Origin of the sequence: Streptomyces sp., assembly GCF_031181705.1 — a bacterium.
In the GTDB taxonomy this organism is placed as follows: Bacteria; Actinomycetota; Actinomycetes; order Streptomycetales; family Streptomycetaceae; genus Streptomyces.
On the sequence record NZ_JAPSKN010000025.1, the window covers coordinates 1 to 15,960 of the forward strand.

General features: G+C 72.5%; 13 protein-coding genes. 11 read left to right on the forward strand and 2 right to left on the reverse strand.

All coding sequences use genetic code 11. The annotated features are described in order from the left end of the window. Nucleotides 1–430: 430 nt before the first annotated feature. Entirely contained in the window at nucleotides 431–1,363 is a 933-nt protein-coding gene (gene fmt / locus RIN80_RS07925; RefSeq protein ID WP_309094795.1) for a methionyl-tRNA formyltransferase, read from the forward strand. A 255-nt stretch (nucleotides 1,364–1,618) separates the two neighbouring features. Further along, nucleotides 1,619–3,037, forward strand: coding sequence for a transcription antitermination factor NusB (locus RIN80_RS07930; RefSeq protein WP_309094796.1), 1,419 nt, complete (start codon nucleotides 1,619–1,621; stop codon nucleotides 3,035–3,037). On the opposite strand, the gene RIN80_RS07935 is transcribed toward RIN80_RS07930, so the two are convergent. Then, a complete protein-coding gene (locus RIN80_RS07935) occupies nucleotides 3,018–5,162 on the reverse strand; it encodes an MMPL family transporter (RefSeq protein WP_309094797.1) in 2,145 nt (714 codons plus the stop codon). The genes RIN80_RS07930 and RIN80_RS07935 overlap by 20 nt on opposite strands. Before the next feature lie 65 nt (nucleotides 5,163–5,227). Between RIN80_RS07935 and rpe the strand changes: the two genes are divergently transcribed. The 7 genes from rpe (at nucleotide 5,228) to RIN80_RS07970 (ending at nucleotide 12,850) form a co-directional block, all read left to right on the forward strand. Further along, on the forward strand, nucleotides 5,228–5,914 hold the full coding sequence (gene rpe, locus RIN80_RS07940; protein WP_309094798.1) for a ribulose-phosphate 3-epimerase: 687 nt from the start codon (nucleotides 5,228–5,230) through the stop codon (nucleotides 5,912–5,914). 78 nt (nucleotides 5,915–5,992) lie between these two features. Further along, a complete protein-coding gene (locus RIN80_RS07945) occupies nucleotides 5,993–7,036 on the forward strand; it encodes a sugar-binding domain-containing protein (RefSeq protein ID WP_309094799.1) in 1,044 nt (347 codons plus the stop codon). Nucleotides 7,037–7,060: 24 nt separating this feature from the next. Then, nucleotides 7,061–7,378, forward strand: coding sequence for a barstar family protein (locus RIN80_RS07950; RefSeq protein ID WP_309094832.1), 318 nt, complete (start codon nucleotides 7,061–7,063; stop codon nucleotides 7,376–7,378). Between the two features lie 158 nt (nucleotides 7,379–7,536). Continuing rightward, a complete protein-coding gene (locus tag RIN80_RS07955) occupies nucleotides 7,537–8,979 on the forward strand; it encodes a GuaB1 family IMP dehydrogenase-related protein (RefSeq protein WP_309094800.1) in 1,443 nt (480 codons plus the stop codon). A 608-nt stretch (nucleotides 8,980–9,587) separates the two neighbouring features. Beyond that, the gene (locus RIN80_RS07960; protein WP_309094801.1) at nucleotides 9,588–11,054 is read left to right on the forward strand and encodes an amino acid permease; all 1,467 of its coding nucleotides are present in this window, start codon (nucleotides 9,588–9,590) and stop codon (nucleotides 11,052–11,054) included. Nucleotides 11,055–11,064: 10 nt separating this feature from the next. Further along, nucleotides 11,065–11,517, forward strand: a complete 453-nt coding sequence (locus tag RIN80_RS07965; RefSeq protein ID WP_053668336.1) for an Lrp/AsnC family transcriptional regulator — start codon at nucleotides 11,065–11,067, stop codon at nucleotides 11,515–11,517. Nucleotides 11,518–11,653: 136 nt separating this feature from the next. Further along, nucleotides 11,654–12,850 carry an MFS transporter gene (locus RIN80_RS07970; RefSeq protein ID WP_309094802.1) on the forward strand — a complete coding sequence of 399 codons (1,197 nt, stop codon included), beginning with the start codon at nucleotides 11,654–11,656 and terminating at the stop codon, nucleotides 12,848–12,850. On the opposite strand, the gene RIN80_RS07975 is transcribed toward RIN80_RS07970, so the two are convergent. Next, the gene (locus RIN80_RS07975) at nucleotides 12,793–13,146 is read right to left on the reverse strand and encodes a hypothetical protein (RefSeq protein ID WP_309094803.1); all 354 of its coding nucleotides are present in this window, start codon (nucleotides 13,144–13,146) and stop codon (nucleotides 12,793–12,795) included. The genes RIN80_RS07970 and RIN80_RS07975 overlap by 58 nt on opposite strands. Before the next feature lie 279 nt (nucleotides 13,147–13,425). Between RIN80_RS07975 and RIN80_RS07980 the strand changes: the two genes are divergently transcribed. Together RIN80_RS07980 and RIN80_RS07985 are read left to right on the forward strand one after the other, a co-directional pair. Then, nucleotides 13,426–14,214, forward strand: coding sequence for a carbon-nitrogen hydrolase family protein (locus tag RIN80_RS07980; RefSeq protein WP_309094804.1), 789 nt, complete (start codon nucleotides 13,426–13,428; stop codon nucleotides 14,212–14,214). Nucleotides 14,215–14,261: 47 nt separating this feature from the next. After that, nucleotides 14,262–15,959, forward strand: coding sequence for an NAD(P)/FAD-dependent oxidoreductase (locus RIN80_RS07985; protein WP_309094805.1), 1,698 nt, complete (start codon nucleotides 14,262–14,264; stop codon nucleotides 15,957–15,959). The last annotated feature ends 1 nt before the right edge of the window (nucleotide 15,960 follow it).

Genomic DNA, 15,960 nt, shown 5'->3' on the forward strand with positions numbered 1-15,960 from the left:
GGGTGCGCAGTGCGTCCACCTGCCGGCGGACCCGCTCGATGTCCCGCACCAGCAAGTGCAGGCTGGCCCGAGCCTGGGCGTCGTGGGTTGCGTGGTCGGCCATGAACAAGCCTCTCGAACCGGCGTTTAAAGGAATTGGGCCGCGATCGCGGCCCGCTGTGGTCAACTCTGTCTTGACAACGCGGATTCGCTCCGCTGGTCACGGTGTGGGGGCGCGGGGGCATATGCGTGCGCCCGTTTGCGCGGGGCGTGCGCCTCGGCCTTCGGCCGTGAGCTGCCCTCTCCCACCCGCGCACCGCCCGTGGCTGTCCGTCCGCAGGCCCGGCTCTCCGGTGGGGGGGGCAGGCCGCCGTCGGCGGCGATCCGTTCCCGGCTCATAGACTTGGGCGTTGCCAATGATCGCCCCCGACCGAGAGGCCGCCACCACCCCATGAAGCTCGTCTTCGCCGGTACCCCCGAGGTCGCCGTTCCTGCTCTGGACGCTCTTCTCGCCTCCGGGCGGCACGAGGTGGCCGCCGTCGTCACACGGCCCGACGCGCCGGCCGGACGCGGGCGCAGGCTGGTCGCGTCGCCCGTCGCCGAGCGGGCGGAGGAGGCCGGGATCGAGGTGCTGAAGCCGGCGAAGCCGAAGGACCCCGAGTTCCTGGAGCGCCTGCGCGAGATCGGCCCCGACTGCTGCCCCGTCGTCGCCTACGGCGCGCTGCTGCCCCGGGTCGCCCTCGACATCCCCGCGCACGGCTGGGTCAACCTGCACTTCTCGCTGCTGCCGGCCTGGCGGGGTGCCGCGCCCGTGCAGCACGCCATCATGGCCGGGGACGAGATCACCGGGGCCTCCACCTTCCTGATCGAGGAAGGGCTCGACTCGGGGCCGGTCTACGGCACGGTGACCGAGGAGATCCGGGCCACCGACACCAGCGGGGACCTGCTCACCCGGCTCGCCTTCGCCGGGGCCGGGCTGCTCGCGGCGACCATGGACGGGATCGAGGACGGCACGCTGAAGGCCGTACCGCAGCCGGCCGAGGGGGTCAGCCTGGCTCCCAAGGTCAACGTCGAGGACGCCCACCTCGACTGGAACGCGCCCGCGCTGCGCGTCGACCGGGTGGTGCGGGGCTGCACACCGGCGCCCGGCGCCTGGACCACGTTCCGCGGTGAGCGGCTCAAGCTCATCCAGGCAGCCCCCGTGCCCGAGCGGGCGGACCTCGCCCCGGGGCAGATCGCGGCCGGGAAGAACAACGTGTACGTCGGCACCGGCTCGTACGGCCTCGAGCTGCTGTGGGTGCAGGCCCAGGGCAAGAAACCGATGCGGGCGGCGGACTGGGCCCGCGGAGTGCGGATCGCCGAGGGGGAACGGCTCGGGAGCTGAGCCGTCATCCGGGCCACCCCGGGCACTCGGTTCCCCCAGGGCACTCGGGTCACCGGGGCACCTGGTCACCGGGTTGGCCCGGGTCGGCCGTCCGCCCGGGGCGACCCCATCCGGCGTGCCCCACCGTCCCGCACCACGACCCGCCATGCCCAACCGTCGCGTGCCGCTCCGTCCCGTCCACCTGGCCCCGGCGCGAGCCGTGTCGCGGCGTAGGCTGGAGCGCGCACTTCCCCTGATACCCGGAGCACCTTTTTCGTGAGTGACCAGCCCCGTCGGCCCCGCCCGTCCGGCAAGCCCTACCGGCGCCCCCAGAAGGACCCCGTCCGCATCCTCGCCTTCGAGGCGCTGAGGGCCGTGGACGAGCGGGACGCCTACGCCAACCTCGTGCTGCCGCCCCTGCTGCGCAAGGCGCGGGACAAGGGCGACTTCGACGCACGGGACGCCGCGCTGGCCACCGAGCTGGTGTACGGGACGCTGCGGCGGCAGGGCACGTACGACGCGATCATCGCGACCTGTGTCGACCGGCCGCTCGGCGAGGTCGACCCGCCGGTGCTGGACGTGCTCAGCCTCGGCGCCCACCAGTTGCTCGGCACACGGATCCCGACGCACGCGGCCGTGTCCGCCACCGTCGAACTCGCCCGGGTCGTGCTCGGCGACGGGCGGGCCAAGTTCGTCAACGCCGTGCTGCGCAAGGTCGCGCGGGAGGATCTGGACGGCTGGCTGGAGCGGGTCGCGCCCCCCTACGACGAGGATCCCGAGGACCATCTCGCCGTCGTCCACTCGCATCCGCGGTGGGTCGTGTCCGCGCTGTGGGACTCCCTGGGCGGCGGACGCGCCGGCATCGAGGAGCTGTTGCGGGCCGACAACGAGCGGCCCGAGGTGACGCTCGTGGCGCGGCCCGGCCGGGCCACCGCCGAGGAACTGCTGGGTGAGGACGCGGCCGTACCGGGGCGCTGGTCGCCGTACGCGGTACGGCTGAGCGAGGGCGGCGAGCCCGGTGCCGTTCCGGCCGTGCGGGACGGGCGCGCGGGTGTGCAGGACGAGGGCAGCCAGCTCGTGGCGATCGCCCTGGCCAACGCGCCGGTGGACGGACCCGACCGGCGCTGGCTCGACGGGTGCGCCGGACCCGGTGGCAAGGCCGCGCTGCTCGCCGCCCTGGCCGCCGAGCGGGGTGCCCTGCTCGTCGCCTCCGAGAAGCAGACCCATCGCGCCGGGCTCGTGGCCAGGGCGCTGGACGGGAACCCGGGGCCGTACCAGGTGATCGCCGCGGACGGCACCCGGCCCGCGTGGCGGCCCGGCAGCTTCGACCGGGTCCTGGTCGACGTGCCGTGCACCGGCCTCGGTGCCCTGCGCCGCCGCCCCGAGGCGCGCTGGCGGCGCCGTCCGCAGGATTTGGAGGGCTTCGCGCCGCTGCAGCGCGGGCTGCTGCGCACCGCCCTGGAGTCCGTGCGGGTCGGCGGTGTCGTGGGCTACGCGACCTGCTCGCCGCACCTGGCCGAGACCCGGGCCGTCGTCGCGGACGTCCTCAAGCAGCACCCGGGGACCGATCTCCTCGACGCCCGGCCCCTGCTGCCCGGCGTGCCCGACCTGGGTGACGGGCCCGACGTGCAGCTGTGGCCGCATCTGCACGGGACCGACGCGATGTACCTGGCGCTCATCCGCCGGACCGGCTGACCCCCGCCCCGCCGCTCTCCCGGGCCGCCGCCGCACCCCCGTCCTGCCGGGCCAGCCGGTGCGGCCACCACACCCTCGGGCCCACGTCCAGGAACAGGGACGTCACCAGGACCGAGCGCACGACGAAGGTGTCGATGAGGACGCCGAGGGCGACGGCGAAGCCGATCTCCGCGAAGCCGACCATCGGCAGCGTGCCGAGGGCGGCGAAGGTGCCGGCCAGGACCAGTCCGGCCGAGGTGATGACCGCCCCGGTGGCGGCCAGGCCGGTGACCACGCCCGCTCTCGTGCCCTGCCGGGCCGCCTCCTCGCGGATGCGGGTGGTCAGGAAGATGTTGTAGTCGATGCCGAGCGCCACCAGGAAGACGAAGACGAACAGCGGGAAGTCGGTCGCCTCGCCCGCGTAGTCGAAGACGTACCGGAACGCGAGCGCGCTGATGCCGAGCGCCGCCGCGAACGACAGGATCACCGTCCCGATCAGCAGCAGCGGGGCGATCAGTGCGCGCAGCAAGGCGCACAGGATCAGCAGCACGACGAGCAGCACCAGCGGGATGATCAGGACGTTGTCGTGGGTGGTCGCCCGGTCCATGTCGAGCAGGGCCGCCGTACCGCCGCCCACCTGGGCGTCGGCGTCCGGCACCGCGTGCACGGCGTCCCGGACCCGCTCCACCGTCTGCTGGGCGGCCTCGCTGTCGGCCGGGCCGGTCATGGTGGCCTCGAACAGGACCCTGCCCTCGAAGGCCGGTTTCGTGCCGGGCGGCAGGCCGAGGGACTGGGGGACCACCCCCGGTGTCGCGGCGACCGCGCGGCCCACCTGCACGGCCTGTGCCTGGTTGCTGATGATCACCAGCGGATCACCACTGCCCGCCGGGAAGTAGCGTGCCGAGACCTCCTGGCCGGTGATCGAGTCCGGCTTCCCGGTGAAGGCGTCGGCGTTGCCGATCCCCTCCGCGCGCAGCTGGATCAGGCCCAGCGAGCACACCGCCAGGGCCAGGGCCGTCACGGTCCAGATCATGCGGGGGCGGCGGGTGATCCGGCGGCCGGTGCGCGCCCAGATGCCGTGTTCGGTCGGGTCGGGGGCGCCGTGGTGCGGGATCACCGGCCAGAAGATCCACCGGCCGACGACCACCAGCAGCGCCGGGAACAGGCTCATCATCGCCAGCAGGGCGACGGCGACACCGATCGCGGCGACCGGGCCCAGGCCCCTGGTCGAGTTCATCTCGGCGGCCAGCAGCACCAGCATGCTCAGCACGACCGTCGCGCCGGAGGCCAGCACGGCCGGGCCGGCGCGGTGCAGGGCCAGGGCCATCGCCTCGTGCCGGTCCTCGTGCCGGCGCAGCTCTTCCCGGTAGCGGGCGACCAGCAGCAGGGCGTAGTCCGTGCCCGCGCCGAAGACGAGCACGGTGAGGATGCCGGCGCTCTGCCCGTTGACGGTCAGGCCCGCGTGCTCGGCGAGCAGGTAGATCAGCGCCTGGGAGGCGAACAGCGCGCACACCACCGCGATCAGGGGCACCAGCAGCAGCGTCAGGCTGCGGTAGGTGATGAGCAGCATGACGACGACGACCACCATCGCCGAGAACAGCAGCGTCGAGTCGATGCCCTCGAAGGCCTCCGCGAAGTCCGCGGAGGTGCCGCCCGGGCCCGTGATGTGCACGGCCAGTCCGCCGCCGCCCTCACCGACGTCGTCCCGGATGGAGTCGACGGCCGGGGAGATCCGCTCCCAGCCCTTCTCGTCCATCGTGATCGGCACGAAGACCTGCGCCGCGCGCGGATCGGCCTGCCGGTCGAAGACCGGGCCCCGCGTCCGCTCGCCCATGACGCCGTGGTCGCGCAGCTGCTTCAGCTGCCGGACGTCCTCGGCGATCGCCGCCCGGTCCTGCGCCGTGAGCCCGCCGTCGCGCGCGTAGATCACGATCGCCGGGATCTGCTCCGGCCGGAAGTCCTCGGACGCCTGAAGCACCTGCGTCGACTCGGCGGAGCCCGGCAGCCACGACGCCGCGTCGTTGTCCTGGGCGTCGGCGAGCTTCATGGCGAACGGCGCGGCCACGAACAGGACCACCAGCCACAGCACGAGCACCAGCCACTTGGCCCGCCGCCCGCAGACGAGGTGCGCGACGCCCTGTTTCATGGCAACCCCCTGTGCGACCCGGGACCGATGCCCACAACCCCCGCGGGGCATGGCAGTCTTAGGACATGGCCGTGCAGATCAACCCCAGCATCCTGTCCGCCGACTTCGCCCGCCTCGCGGACGAGGCGAAGGCCGTGCAGGGAGCCGACTGGCTCCACGTCGACGTCATGGACAACCATTTCGTCCCGAACCTCACGCTCGGCGTGCCGGTCGTTGAGTCGCTCGCCCGTGCGACGGACACCCCGCTGGACTGCCATCTGATGATCGAGGCCCCCGATCGCTGGGCGCCCCAGTACGTGGAAGCGGGGGCCGGTTCCGTCACCTTCCACGTCGAGGCCGCCGCCGCCCCGGTCCGGCTCGCGCGGGAGATCCGGGCCAAGGGCGCCCGTGCCTCCATGGCGCTGAAGCCCGCGACCCCCGTCGAGCCGTACGAGGACCTGCTCCCCGAGCTCGACATGCTGCTGATCATGACGGTCGAACCGGGCTTCGGGGGGCAGGCCTTCCTCGACATCATGCTTCCGAAGATTCGCCGCACCCGCGAGTTGATCAGCAAGCACGGACTGGAGCTCTGGCTCCAGGTCGACGGCGGAGTCTCCGCCTCCACCATCGAGCGCTGCGCCGACGCCGGAGCCGATGTCTTCGTGGCCGGATCGGCGGTCTACGGGGCAAACGACCCGGCAGAGGCGGTACGTGCACTGCGCACGCAGGCCGAGGCGACCACGGCGAAGGCCTCCTGGGCCTGCGACCACTGAGCCACAGCAAAGTGAACGGCTCTCATCAGGGCTGATCATCCGCGCCGGATCTGCAAGGATGAACGGCGAATCCAGAGTGTGAACAGCAGTGAGGAGATCGCCGTGTCGGGTATGTCGGCGGGCCGGTCAGCCATGCGGATGGGACCCGCTGAGCTGGTGCAGGCGGCGGCCATGGCCCGCCGCTTCTACCTCGAGGGCAAGTCCAAGATCCAGATCGCGGAGGAGTTCGGCGTCAGCCGCTTCAAGGTGGCCCGGGTCCTGGAGACCGCCCTCGAACGGGACCTCGTACGAATCGAGATCCGGGTGCCTGCGGAACTGGACGCCGACCGCTCGGACGCGCTCCGCGCCCGGTACGGCCTCAGGCACGCCGTCGTGGTCGAGTCGCCGGCCGAGGCCGAGGAGACGCCCGACCCGGAGAACCTGGGAGAAGTGGCCGCCGACCTGCTCGGCGAACTGGTCAACGAGGGTGACGTGCTGGGCCTGGCCTGGGGCCGCTCCACCATCCACATGGCGGCGGCGCTCGACCGGCTGCCGCCCTGCACGGTGGTGCAGCTGACGGGCGTGTACGACGCCGGGACCGCCGAGCGCGGCTCGGTCGAGGCCGTGCGCCGCGCCGCCCAGGTCTCCGGCGGGGACGCCCACCCCATCTACGCGCCCATGCTGCTGCCCGACGCCGCGACGGCCACGGCGCTGCGCAACCAGACGGGCATCGCCCGGGCCTTCGAGCACTTCGACAAGGTCACCGTCGCCTGCGTCTCCATCGGTTCCTGGGAGCCGGGCATCTCCACGGTGCACGACATGCTCAGCGACGAGGAGCGGGGGCACTACGCCTCCCTCGGTGTCGCCGCCGAGATGTCCGCGCACCTCTTCGACTCCGAGGGCCGCCGCGTGGGCCGGGACCTGGGCGAGCGGTGCATCACGGTCAAGGCCGACCAGCTGCGCCGCATCCCCGAGGTCGTCGCGATCGCGGGCGGGCAGCGCAAGGGACCGGCGATCGACGCGGTGCTGCGCTCCGGGCTCGTCACCAGCCTGGTGACGGACACGTCGGCCGCGGACTACCTCATGACGGCGGGACCGGCGCCCAGGCCCGCGCTCAACCGGGCCGACCCGGACGGAGCCTGACGGATGGCGGGCCAGGCGCACGGGGTGCCGGACGATCCGGCCGGCCGGATCGTCCTCGTCCTGGACCTCGACGGGGTCACGGACAAGGCGGGCCTGATGGACCGCTGCGCCCGTGACCTGTCCCTGCCCGAGTGGTTCGGCCGCAACTGGGACGCCCTCGCCGACTGCCTGTCCGACCCCTCTCTGTGGCCCGAGGGGGCCGGGGAGCGAGGGCTGCTGGTCGTCGTGACGGGCTGGCGGGGTTACGCCGAGGCGCGGCCCGAGGAGTGGCAGGTCGCCGAGGAGGTCTTCGCCGAGGCGACGGACCGGGGCCCGGGCCTCTTCGTGACCCTCGGCTCCTGACCCGCCCCGCTCGGAGAAACCTCCGAACGGCCCCTGACCGGCCTGGACGATCCGCCGGGGGCCGTTCGCGCGCCCGGCATGGGACAATGAAGTACGTGCTCTTTCCCCCTGGCCGGCCGGTCGGGGGGTCACCTCTGAACGACTGGGATGTGCAGCACGTGCGTTTCCTCAATGACATCCAGCCCGGGTACGACCTGACGTACGACGACGTCTTCATGGTGCCGAGCCGCTCCTCGGTGGGCTCCCGGCAGGCCGTCGACCTCAGCTCCCCGGACGGCACGGGCACCACCATCCCGCTCGTCGTCGCGAACATGACCGCCATCGCCGGGCGCCGCATGGCCGAGACCGTGGCCCGCCGCGGTGGCCTGGTGGTGATACCGCAGGACATCCCGATCGACGTGGTCACCGAGGTGGTCTCCTGGGTGAAGAGCCGCCATCTGGTGCTGGACACCCCGATCATCCTGTCCCCGCACCAGACCGTCGCCGACGCCCTGTCGCTGCTGCCCAAGCGGGCGCACAACGCCGGCGTCGTCGTCGACGAGCACCACAAGCCGGTCGGCGTGGTCACCGACACGGACCTGTCCGGGGTGGACCGCTTCACGCAGCTGGCCGAGGTCATGTCCCGGGACCTGCTGCTCATCGACGCGGACATGGACCCGGGCGAGGCCTTCGACACCCTCGACCACGCCAACCGCCGCTACGCCCCGGCCGTGCACAAGGACGGCACGCTCGCCGGCATCCTCACCCGCAAGGGCGCCCTGCGGGCCACGCTGTACACGCCGGCCACCGACGCCCGGGGCCGCCTGCGCGTCGCCGCCGCAGTCGGCATCAACGGCGACGTCGCCGGCAAGGCCGAGCAGCTGCTGGCCGCGGGCGTCGACGCGCTCGTCATCGACACCGCGCACGGCCACCAGGAGTCGATGATCAGCGCCCTGAAGCTGGTGCGCGACCTCGACCCGCAGGTGCCGATCGTCGCGGGCAACGTGGTGGCCGCCGCGGGTGTGCGCGACCTCATCGAGGCCGGAGCGGACATCGTCAAGGTCGGCGTCGGACCCGGTGCCATGTGCACCACGCGCATGATGACCGGCGTCGGCCGGCCGCAGTTCTCCGCCGTACTGGAGTGCGCAGCCGAGGCGCGGAAGTACGGCAAGCACGTGTGGGCCGACGGCGGCGTCCGCCACCCCCGCGACGTGGCCATGGCGCTCGCCGCCGGCGCGTCCAACGTGATGATCGGCTCCTGGTTCGCCGGCACCTACGAGTCCCCGGGCGACCTCCAGCACGACGCCCAGGGCCGTGCCTACAAGGAGTCCTTCGGCATGGCCTCCGCCCGTGCCGTGCGCAACCGCACCTCCGAGGAGTCGGCGTACGACCGGGCGCGCAAGGCGCTGTTCGAGGAGGGCATCTCCACCTCCCGCATGTTCCTCGACCCGGCCCGCCCCGGCGTGGAGGACCTCATCGACTCGATCATCGCGGGCGTGCGCTCCTCCTGCACCTACGCCGGTGCCGCCTCCCTGGAGGAGTTCGCCGAGAAGGCCATCGTCGGCATCCAGAGCGCCGCGGGCTACGCCGAGGGCAAGCCGCTGCACGCCAGCTGGAACTGACCGGCCCGCACCCCGCGCGAAGGCCCCCGACGAGAAAGCCGGGGGCCTTCGCGCGTGCTCACGCCCTACCGCCGTACGCCATGGAGATCCCCGACTGCCGAGCTGCGCTGGGGCGGCCGCGGCGTGCCCGGATCAGCGCGCTGGGCGTACGGCCCCCGGCGCGGCGGCCGGGGAACGGGTCCGTGTGCGGGGCCGCACGGCCATCGGGCTCGGCGTCGCCGACGAGACACCCCGCGCGCCGCCGCGCCGGACACCCGGCTCGGCTGTCGGCCCGCCCCGCCCCGCCTCGGCCGCTGGTCGTACCGGGACCACGCGGGCGTCACGCCCGAATGCGCCGAGACCTCACGTTCCTCGTGAAAGCGCGGCCCCGAGCAAGCCGTGTGCAACGGACGAAAACAGCCGTGCAACGAACCTCCGGCCCGCCGCGAGGAACGCAATGATCTTGCGGGCATGCGCAAGGTTGCTGCATTACACGGGCAACGCCCCTGCTCGTAGGCTGTCGCCTCGTACGTGGCGTGGCGGGGACCCCGCTCGGTGGGTCCCGGCTGTCGGGCGGGTCGCCGCCGGTCCCCGCTGCACGAGACCGGCAGCGACGAAGGAGTCAGCGCGTGCTCGACCAAGGCGCACCCCCGCACAGCAGAAGCCAGGCCGCCCCGCCGTCCCCGGGCGTCGCTGCTCGCCTCATGCGCCGCAAGCCCGTGGAACGCCTGGTCGCCGAGGGTGGCCAGGGCGAGGGAGGGTCGCTGCGGCGCACCCTCGGGCTGTGGCAGCTCACCATGATCAGCATCGGCGCCACCCTCGGCACCGGCATCTTCGTGGTCCTCGGCGAGGCCGTCCCGAAGGCGGGCCCGGCCGTCACGCTCTCCTTCGTCATCGCCGGTCTGACCGCCCTGTTCTCGGCCCTGTCCTACGCCGAACTGGCCGGCACCATCCCGGTCTCCGGCTCCTCCTACTCGTATGCGTACGCAACGATGGGTGAGCTGATCGCCTGGATCTGCGGCTGGTGCCTGGTCCTGGAGTACGGCGTGTCCGTCGCCGCCGTCGCGGTCGGCTGGGGCGAGTACCTCAACGAACTGCTCGACGGGACCATAGGCGTCACCATCCCGGCCGCCCTGTCCGCCCCGCCCGGTGACGGCGGCGTGTTCAACCTGCCCGCGCTGATCGTCGTCCTGCTCGCCATGGCGTTCCTGCTGGGCGGCGCCCGTGAGTCCGCCCGCGCCAACACGATCATGGTCGCCGTGAAGATCGGCGCCCTGGTGCTGTTCTGCGCCATCGGCGTCCAGGGCTTCCGCTCCGGCAACTACGAGAACTTCATGCCGCTCGGCATGGCCGGGGTCAGCGCCGCCGGTGCCACGCTGTTCTTCTCCTACATCGGCTTCGACGCCGCCTCCACCGCCGGCGAGGAGGCCAAGGACGCCCAGCGCGACCTGCCCCGCGCGATCATGCTGTCGCTGGTCATCGTCACCGCGCTGTACGTCCTGGTCGCCGCCGTCGCCGTCGGTGCCAAGCCCTGGCGGAACTTCACCGACTCCGAGGCCGCCCTCGCCCAGATCATGCGCGAGGTCACCGGGCAGACCTTCTGGGGCACGCTGCTGGCGTTCTGCGCCGTCATCGCCATCGCGAGCGTCGTCCTGACCGTCCTCTACGGCCAGACCCGCATCCTGTTCGCCATGTCCCGCGACGGGCTCGTGCCCAAGGTGTTCGCCAGGGTCAACCCCAGGACCGGCACGCCCCGCGCCAACACCCTGATCGTCTCCCTGTTCTGCGGTGTGCTGGCCGCCGCGATCCCGCTCGGGCAGCTCGCCGACGCCACCAGCATCGGCACCCTGTTCGCCTTCGCCCTGGTCAACGTGGCCGTCGTGGTGCTGCGCCGGACCAAGCCGGACATGCCGCGCACCTTCCGCGTGCCGCTCTCCCCGGTCCTGCCCGCGCTGGGCTTCGCCTTCTGCGTCTGGATGATGGGCAGCCTGTCGGCCGTCACCTGGGTCGTCTTCGGTGTCTGGATGGCCGCCGGGCTCGTGTTCTACTTCGTGTACGGCTACCGCCGTTCCCGACTGGCACCATCCGAGAAGTGAACGACCCACAGTGCTGAACGATCTCGACGAACGCATCGTGCACGCCCTCGCCGAGGACGCCCGCCGCTCCTACGCCGACATCGGCCAACTCGTCGGCCTGTCGGCGCCCGCCGTCAAACGGCGCGTGGACCGGCTGCGGGCCACCGGGGCGATCACCGGCTTCACCGTACGCGTGGACCCGGGCGCCCTCGGCTGGGAGACCGAGGGGTTCGTCGAGATCTACTGCCGCGGCAACACCTCCCCGGAGACCATCCAGCGCGGCCTGGAGCGCTACCAGGAGGTCGTGGCCGCCTCCACCGTCACCGGGGACGCGGACGCGATCGCCCAGGTCTTCGCCTCCGACATGCGGCACTTCGAACGGGTGCTGGAGCGCATCGCCGGGGAGCCGTTCGTCGAGCGGACCAAGTCCGTGCTCGTCCTGTCGCCGCTGCTGCGGCGCTTCTCGTCGGGATCGCCCACGTAAAGCGGGGGCCGATCCGCCGGCCGGCGCCTAGCATCGGTGTCATGACCTGGCGACATTGATCCACCCGCCGTGCCTCCCGGGGACCGCCCCGGCCGCCGTACCTCCGGCGTCCGATCGGTCCTGACGGGAAGGCCCCATGACACTCTCACCCGCACGCGTGCCCGCCACCGGCGTCCGGCGGCTGACGACCACGCTGTACGGCTACGCGTTCCTCGACGACTTCGTCCTGCTCTACCCGGTGTACGCGCTGCTGTTCGCCGACACCGGCCTGTCGCTCTGGCAGATCTCCTCCCTGTTCGCCCTGTGGTCGGTCACCGGCGTGCTGCTCGAAGTGCCCTCCGGCGCCTGGGCCGACACCGCCTCGCGCCGCCGGCTGCTGTGGATCGGCCCGCTGCTCACCGCCGCCGGCTTCGCGCTGTGGGTGGCTGTCCCGTCGTACGGGGCCTTCGCGGCCGGCTTCGTCCTGTGGGGTGCCGGCGGCGCGCTCGGCTCGGGCGCGCTGGAGGCCCTCGTCTACGACGAACTGGACCACCTGGGCGCCGCCGGCCGGTACGCGCGCGTGATGGGCCGGGCCCGGGCCGCGCGGCTGACGGGCACCGTGGCCTCCCTCGGCCTCGCGGGACCCGTGTTCGCCCAGGGCGGCTACGCCGCCGTCGGTGCCGCCAGTCTTCTGGCCTGTGCGCTGACCGCCCTGACCGCGACCCGGTTCCCCGAGCACCGGGTGCGGCCGGAGACCGGCGGCGAGGGCTGGGCGGCCACCTTGCGGACCGGACTCGCCCAGGTCCGCCGGGACCGCTCGGTGCGCGGCGCCCTGCTGCTGGTCCCGGCCGTGGCCGCGGTGTGGGGCGCGCTCGACGAGTACACCCCGCTGCTGGTCCGCGAGATCGGCGTCGCGGAGGCGACGGTGCCCTACCTGATCATGCTGCTCTGGGCGGGCGCCACCGTCGGGAGCCTCCTGGCCGGACCGGCCGAACGCCTCGGCACGACCGGTTTCGCGGCCCTGCTCGCGGGCGCGGCCCTCGTCCTGGCCGTGGGCGGCGCGTCCCGCTCTTTGACGGGTATCGCCCTCGTCGGCCTTGCCTTCGCCGGGTTCCAGCTGGCGGAGGTGCTGGCCGACGTCCGCCTCCAGCACCGCATCGACGAGTCCCGCCGGGCCACGCTCACCTCCGTGGCGAGCCTGGCCACCGAGCTGGCCACGGTCGCCACGTTCGGCGCGTACGCGCTGCTCGGTGCCGGCCTCTCCCACGGCACCGTCTTCGCGGTGCTCGCGGTGCCCTACCTGATGACCGCCCTGGCGCTGCTCAGAGCTCGGGCTGCCACGGCACGACGGTGAAGTCGCCCGTCCCCTTCGCGCCCTTCTCGAAGGGGACGGAGCTCACGCACTTGGGCAGCCCTTCCCTCTCGGCGGGGGTCGCCCGTGGCGGCCCAGCCGAGCCGGTCGTGGCGGCCGGGGTCGTGGACGGTGACCCCGACCCGCTCGCCCTCGGCGCCCGGCAGATCCGACTCGGTGACGACGCCCGAGACGACGGCGTCCCCGCCGCCCGTCACCAGGCAGTCGACCGCGACCTCCGCCCGGGCGCCCTCGCCGTTCAGGTAGCGGCTGAACTCGAAGGTGCCGGTGGCCTTCATCGGATCGGCCTTGTCCCGCGCGGCCAGGTGCGGACGGGACCCCGCCTCCGCCGCGCGGCGGGGAGTCCCGGCCGGGACCGGGCTCCCAGGAGGAGCGGCGGGCTACGCCCGAAGTCGCGCAACGAATCGCCGCCGGCCCAGGCAAGCACGCAACGAACCGTTCACCGGCGCGCAACGGCTCCTGCTTGTCCGCCCTGGTCAGCCGCCCGTACCGTCTACGTGGCCCCTTCAACCACCCCGTGGGCCCGCCAGCCACCCTTCGCCCGGTGAGGAACACGCATGCGCACCGCCCTGCTCCAGAGCTCCGGCCGCCCCGGCTCCACCGTCGAGAACCTCAAGGTCCTCGACGAGGCCGCGGGCCGGGCCGCCGCCGCGGGCGCCGGGCTGCTGCTCACCCCGGAGATGTTCCTGACCGGCTACGCGATCGGCGACGACATCGCCCGGCTCGCCGAACCGGCCGACGGCGACTGCGCGGACGCGATCGCCGAGATCGCGACGAGCCACGGGCTGGCGATCGCCTACGGCTACCCCGAGCGGGCCGGCGACGCGGTGTTCAACTCCGCCCAGCTCATCTCGGCCGACGGCACCCGCCTGGCGAACTACCGCAAGACCCACCTCTTCGGCTGCTTCGAACGCGACCACTTCACGCCGGGCGAGCAGCAGGTCGTCCAGGCCGAGATCGCCGGCCTGCGTGTCGGGATCCTCATCTGCTACGACGTGGAGTTCCCGGAGAACGTCCGCGCCCACGCCCTGGCCGGCACCGACCTGCTGGTCGTGCCGACCGCGCAGATGCACCCGTTCCAGTTCGTCGCCGAGTCGATGATCCCGGTGCGGGCCTTCGAGAACCAGCTGTACGTCGCGTACGTCAACCGGGTGGGCCGGGAGGGCGAGTTCGAGTTCGTGGGCCTGTCCACGCTGGCCGGGCCCGACGGCATCGCCCGGACCCGGGCCGGGCGGGGCGAGGACCTCGTCCTGGCCGACGTCGACCCGGCCTTCCTCGCCGCGTCGCGCGAGAACAACCCGTATCTGCGGGACCGGCGCCCCGGCCTGTACGGGTCGCTCGTCTGAAACCCCCTGAACCGCCCGTTCGTTTCTGTGCAAGGAGTCCGTACCCCATGACGTCCACCGTGCCCAACGCCGTCGAGCACGCAGACGCGCAGCAGCCGCCGATCACCATGTTCGGCCCGGACTTCCCGTACGCCTACGACGACTTCCTCGCCCACCCGGCCGGTCTCGGGCAGATACCCGCCACCGAGCACGGCACGGAGGTCGCGGTCATCGGCGGCGGCCTGTCCGGCATCGTCGCCGCGTACGAGCTGATGAAGATGGGCCTCAAGCCGGTCGTCTACGAGGCCGACCAGATCGGCGGGCGGCTGCGCACGGTCGGTTTCGAGGGCTGCGACGCGTCCCTCACCGCCGAGATGGGCGCGATGCGCTTCCCGCCGTCCTCCACGGCCCTGCAGCACTACATCGACCTCGTCGGCCTCGAGACGCGGCCGTTCCCCAACCCGCTGGCCGAGGCGACCCCGTCGACCGTCGTCGACCTCAAGGGCGAGTCGCACTACGCCGAGACCATCGACGACCTGCCGCAGGTCTACCGGGACGTCGCCGAGGCCTGGGGCCGGTGCCTGGAGGAGGGCGCCGACTTCTCCGACATGAACCGCGCCCTGCGCGAGCGGGACGTCCCGCGCATCCGCGAGATCTGGTCCCGGCTCGTCGAGAAGCTCGACAACCAGACCTTCTACGGCTTCCTGTGCGACTCCGAGGCGTTCAAGTCCTTCCGGCACCGCGAGATCTTCGGCCAGGTCGGCTTCGGCACGGGCGGCTGGGACACCGACTTCCCCAACTCCATCCTGGAGATCCTCCGCGTCGTCTACACCGAGGCCGACGACCACCACCGCGGCATCGTCGGCGGCTCCCAGCAGCTGCCGCTGCGCCTGTGGGAGCGCGAGCCGCAGAAGATCGTCCACTGGCCGCTCGGCACCTCGCTCGCGGGCCTGCACGAGGGCCGCGAGCCCCGCCCCGCGGTGACCCGGCTGCACCGCACGGCCGGCAACCGCATCACGGTGACCGACGCCCGCGGCGACATCCGCACCTACCGCGCCGCGATCTTCACCGCCCAGTCCTGGATGCTGCTGTCGAAGATCGACTGCGACGAGTCGCTCTTCCCGATGGACCACTGGACGGCCATCGAGCGCACCCACTACATGGAGAGCTCCAAGCTGTTCGTGCCGGTGGACCGCCCGTTCTGGCTGGACAAGGACGAGGAGACCGGCCGTGACGTCATGTCGATGACGCTCACCGACCGCATGACCCGCGGCACCTACCTGCTCGACGACGGCCCGGACAAGCCCGCCGTCATCTGCCTCTCCTACACCTGGTGCGACGACAGCCTGAAGTGGCTGCCGCTGTCCGCGAACGAGCGGATGGAGGTCATGCTGAAGTCGCTCGGCGAGATCTATCCCAAGGTCGACATCCGCAAGCACATCATCGGCAACCCGGTCACCGTCTCCTGGGAGAACGAGCCCTACTTCATGGGCGCGTTCAAGGCCAACCTGCCCGGCCACTACCGTTACCAGCGGCGCCTGTTCACGCACTTCATGCAGGACCGGCTGCCCGCGGACAAGCGCGGCATCTTCCTCGCCGGCGACGACATCTCCTGGACGGCCGGCTGGGCCGAGGGCGCGGTCCAGACCGCCCTCAACGCGGTCTGGGGCGTCATGCACCACCTCGGCGGCACGACCGACCCGACCAACCCGGGGCCGGGCGACGTGTACGACGAGATCGCACCCGTCGAACTGCCGGAGGACTAGG